This is a genomic window from Nocardioides sp., assembly GCF_035697785.1.
Taxonomy (GTDB): Bacteria; Actinomycetota; Actinomycetes; order Propionibacteriales; family Nocardioidaceae; genus Nocardioides_B.
This window is the reverse complement of record NZ_DASSCL010000020.1, coordinates 1-4598: the sequence shown is the minus strand read 5'-3', so window position 1 is coordinate 4598 and position 4598 is coordinate 1. Positions and strand designations below refer to the sequence as shown.

General features: G+C 72.6%; 3 protein-coding genes. 2 read left to right on the top strand and 1 reads right to left on the bottom strand.

Translation table 11 applies throughout. The features are described from left to right. Together VFH10_RS02645 and VFH10_RS02640 are read left to right on the top strand one after the other, a co-directional pair. The coding region (locus tag VFH10_RS02645; protein ID WP_414689824.1) for a VOC family protein at positions 1-321 on the top strand (321 nt) is incomplete at its 5' end. Between the two features lie 135 nt (positions 322-456). Next, positions 457-3561, top strand: coding sequence for a PKD domain-containing protein (locus tag VFH10_RS02640; protein ID WP_325125658.1), 3105 nt, complete (start codon positions 457-459; stop codon positions 3559-3561). A 19-nt stretch (positions 3562-3580) separates the two neighbouring features. Here the strand turns inward: VFH10_RS02640 and VFH10_RS02635 are convergent, their stop codons facing one another. Beyond that, complete coding sequence (locus tag VFH10_RS02635) at positions 3581-4099, bottom strand: hypothetical protein (RefSeq protein ID WP_325125657.1); 519 nt, start codon at positions 4097-4099, stop codon at positions 3581-3583. Positions 4100-4598 lie beyond the last annotated feature (499 nt).

The following is a 4598-nucleotide window of genomic DNA, read 5'->3' as shown; positions in this document are numbered from 1 at the left end:
CTCACCGAGATCTTCGAGAACCGGGACTACAAGGGCTCGAACCACTTCTTCTTCGACATCGGCAACGGCAACCTGATCGCGTTCTTCGACTTCCCGGGTCTCGACGTCGGGCCGTACGCCGAGGTGCTCGGCGGGCTGCACCACATCGCGATCTCGGTCGAGCCGGACCGGTGGGAGCGGCTCAAGCGCAACCTCGAGGTCGCCGGCGTGGGCTACCAGGAGGAGAGCACGACGTCGATCTACTTCCCCGGGCCGGACGGCGAACGGCTCGAGCTGATCAGCGACCCGCTCGGCGAGATGTACGGCACGGCGGTGCTCTGAGGGCGGCCCAGAGCAGGCCCGTGGCGCGCTTGCGCCATGCGGGGAACACCGGACGTCCCGGACTTTTTACCATTGACGGAAACTTCACGACACGTCGGTACAACTGACTCTCACCACAGGTGAGAGGCGAAGTCGATGTCGCGTGGACGTGTGCACACCCCGGTTCGTTCCGTCCTGGCGACCGCCGCGATGGCCGTGGCTGCGCTGGCCCCGCTTGCGGGCGCGGCGGCACCCGCTGCGGCCGACCCGGCCGACGACTCCGCCACCGTCTGGGGGTGGGGCCGCAACCTCAGCGGCCAGCTCGGTGACGGCAGCGCGGGCATCCGGGTGCTGCCAGAGCACGTGCTCAGCGGGATGGCCGAGCTGGGCGCCGGCGATGAGCACAGCCTGTCGGTGGACGCCCAGGGCCGCGCCTGGTCCTGGGGTGCGAACGGCGACGGCCAGCTCGGGGACGACACCGACGACGACAAGGGAGTGCCCGAGCTGGTGTCCGGCCTGACCGGACTCGGAGAGATCAGCGACGTCGACGGCGGCACGGACCACTCGATCCTGCTGACCGCCGACGGCGAGGTCCTCGGCATCGGCAGCAACAACCGCGGCCAGCTCGGCACCGGCGACCTCGACGACTCACTGCTGCCCAGGCCGACCCTCGGCCTCCCGGACTCGGTGAAGCAGATCTCGGCGGGCTCCAACCACAACCTGGCCCTCGACGCGGACGGGCAGGTCTGGGCGTGGGGCTGGAACATGTTCGGCCAGCTCGGCGACGGCACGACGGCGGATCGGAGCACGCCGGCGCCGGTGCCCGGCCTGCCCCCCGTGGCCAGGATCTCCGCCGGCCTGAACAGCATCTCCAGCGTGGTACTGGACACGAACGGCCAGGTCTGGGCGTGGGGCTGGAACGGGCTCGGGCAGCTCGGCGACGGCACCACGACCGACCGGCACGCGCCGGTCCTGGTGCCGATGCCGGAGACAATCGTGGACGTCGTGGCCTCCGACGCCTTCACGGTGGCGCTCGGGGAGAGCGGGGCGGCGTACGCATGGGGCGCCAACAACTTCGGACAGCTCGGGGACGGGACCACGACGGACCGGCTCACCCCGGTGCCCGTCAGCACGTCTCCAGACGTGCGGCTGTCCTCCGTCGCCGCCGGAGCCACCTTCGCGCTGGCGGTCGACGATGAAGGCCGTGCCTGGGCCTGGGGCTCGAACAACCAGGGCCACCTCGCGGATGGCACCGTGACCTCGAGGAGCACGCCCGGTCTCGTCCTCGGCCTCCCCGAGGTGGCCTCCCTCGACGCCGGTCACGGGCACACACTGGCACTGGATACCGCCGGCGGCCTGTGGGCGTGGGGCAGCAACAGTGACGGTCAGCTCGGCGACCGCAGCGTCTCCCGACGCACGGCCGCCACCCGCACGCGGCCGATGCCGCCGGTTGCAGCCGTGTCGGCCGGCGACGAGCACTCGGTGGCGCTGGCGGACGACGGGTCGGTGTGGGCCTGGGGCTCGAATTTCGCCGGCCAGCTCGGGGACGGGACGGTGATCCCGCGCGGCACCCCGCAGCCGGTGCCCGGCCTCGTCGGTGCCTCCGTGGCGGAGGCGGGAACGGGCCATTCGCTCGCGGTCGTGGACGGGCAGGTGCTGGCCTGGGGCGGCAACTCCAGGGGGGAGCTGGGTGACGGGACGACGACGACCCGGCTATCGCCGACCCCAGTCGCCGGCCTCCCGTCCGGCAACCCGGTCACCGCGGTCTCGGGGGGCAACTTCTACAGCACGGCGCTGCTCGCGGACGGCACCGTCTGGGCCTGGGGCGAGAACGTGGTCGGCCAGCTCGGGGACGGCTCGACGACCAGCCGGCCGGTACCGGCGCCCGTTCCCGGACTCTCGGACGTGGTCGACGTGTCGTCGGGCTACGACCACACACTGGCACTCCGGGACGACGGGTCCGTGTGGGCCTGGGGCGGCGACGGCAGCCGCACGCTCGCTCAGCCCGTCGCGGACCTCCCGCCGATGTCCTCGGTGTCGGCAGGGTTCCGGTTCAGCCTGGGCATCGCCGAAGACGGCGCCGTCTGGGGCTGGGGAGCCAACGACGAGGGGCAGCTCGGACGGCCTGCGGCCTTCGGCTCGTTGGCGCCGGCCGCCGTGCCGGATCTGAGCGGCGTCGTCGAGGTGGCCGCCGGCGGTCAGCAGTCCCTGGCGAGGCTCGCGTCCGGCAACGTGCTCGCCTGGGGCTTCAACTCGCAGGGCCAGCTGGGCACCGGCGACCGGGTCGCTTCCCACCTTCCGCGGCCGGTGCTGGCCGTGACGGACGCCGTCGCGATCGCCGCGGGTGACGCGTTCGGGCTCGCCGTGGCCGGTGCCGAGCGCACCACCGAGGCCGAGGCGGCGCCGGGCGGCACGGTGTCGTCGGACCCCGACGGGTACGGCGCCACCCGGTCCGACCCGCTGCAGACCTCGGTGACCACGCCGACGGGCGGGACGGTGACGCTCCGCGAGCAGGAGTCCCCTGCCCCGCCGAGCGGCTTCGCGCTGCTGGGCAAGCAGGTCGACATCACCGCCCCTGCGGCGACCTTGGACGACCCCCTGCTCGTCACGTTCGAGATCGACGCCTCGATCATCCCCACGGGCGAGGACGCCGACACCCTGGAGATCCTGCGTGACTCGGTCGCCGCCGCCGAGTGCACCGATCCCACGCGCGCCGTACCCGACCCGTGCGTCGCCGTTCGGCAGACCCTGGCGACGGGCAACGTCCGGATCTCGGTCCGCACCTCACACGCGAGCCTGTGGAGCGTCGCCGTACGTACGGCGCCCGCGAACCTCCCGCCCTCGATCGACTCGGTATCCGTCGGCGCCGCCCTCGTGCCTGTTCGGACGACTGTCACAGCGACCGCCGCGTTCCTGGACGCTGACCTCGCTGACAGTCACACCGCCACGTGGTCGTGGGGAGACGGAAGCAGCTGTGTCACGGGCCAGCAGCCCGACTGCGCGCTGGTCGCCGGGGTCGGAGGTGGGTCCACGACGGCGAGCCACGCCTACGACGCTCCCGGCACGTACGTCGTCTCCGTCGCCGTCCAGGACGCAGCGGGTGCGGAGACGAGCACGATCGCGGGCGTTGTGGAGGTCCACGCACTCCCGACCGGTGCCGCGCAGTGCAAGAACGGCGGCTGGGCGTCGTTCCACTTCCGCAACCAGGGTCAGTGCGTCAGTTGGGTCAACAGCCCCGCGCGCGCCGCGACCGCGGGTTGAGCCGGAGCGCGACCTCGGCCTACCGCTCGCCCGACTGCGACCGGCTCGAGCTGATCAGCCACCCGCTCGGCGAGACGGACGGCACCGCGGCCTGAGCGCTGTCCGGCGGGGGACAGGCGGCGATCCCGGCCTCGAGCAGGGTCCGCAGTCGTCGATCGCGATCGGCGCCGCCGCTGGCAACGACCCCCTCGACGGCGCACTGGACCATGGTCGGCGCGCAGTGCTTGGCGAAGGTCTTGTCGTTGATCCGCCCTCGTACGCCGAGCCGCTCGATCCAGGCCACCGCACCGGGCACCAGCTCCAGCGCTGCCTGGGCCTGTCGCCGGGTCGCGGCCAGGGTGGGCCCGGCGTCGGCACACAGCTGCTCGGCCTGCAGCAGGCCGCCGGCCAGCACGCGTTGCGCCGGTTCGGGCACGTCGAGGATCACGCGCGAGGCAACCGCGACCGCGACGGTGAGCCACGTCGTGTCGTCCCCGCGGCGGCCGACGACGGACGGGATCAGCGGCGTGAGCAGCTGCCGCTCTTCGTCACTGGTCACGTCGTTGACCTGTCTGGCCAGCTGCCCGAGGAGGGGATGGGTGGAAGCGGGATGGTCACTCCACCGCTCACCGGCGAGGACCGACGCCAGCTCCATGAAGCAGGCACCCCGTCGGGGCGAGCGGTGTCGGCCGCGGGAGAGAACCGGAATGCCGTCGGGAATACTCGTGGACCGCATGGAAACCTCCTTCACCGAGGATGCGCCCGCGAGCCAGCCCGATCAAGACCCGGCGGTCGACGGATGAGACGGTCCGGGCCGGAGCGGGCACGCGCGCGCTCGGGCGGGTGCCGTCGGGCGCCGTCGTGCCGCCACCGGACCGCACGCCCACCTCACCCGGTCGGGGTGATGTGGTGCCGGCTCGGTGGCCGCAACGCTTTCGGGACCAGGTCCGACCCGACATCGGAGGGAAGCCGGCTGTGACGACGAAGAGTGACTTCACCGAGGACGAGTGGCCCCGCGTCGTCCGAGCACCGTTCGTGGCCGGGATGGCGATCTCGCT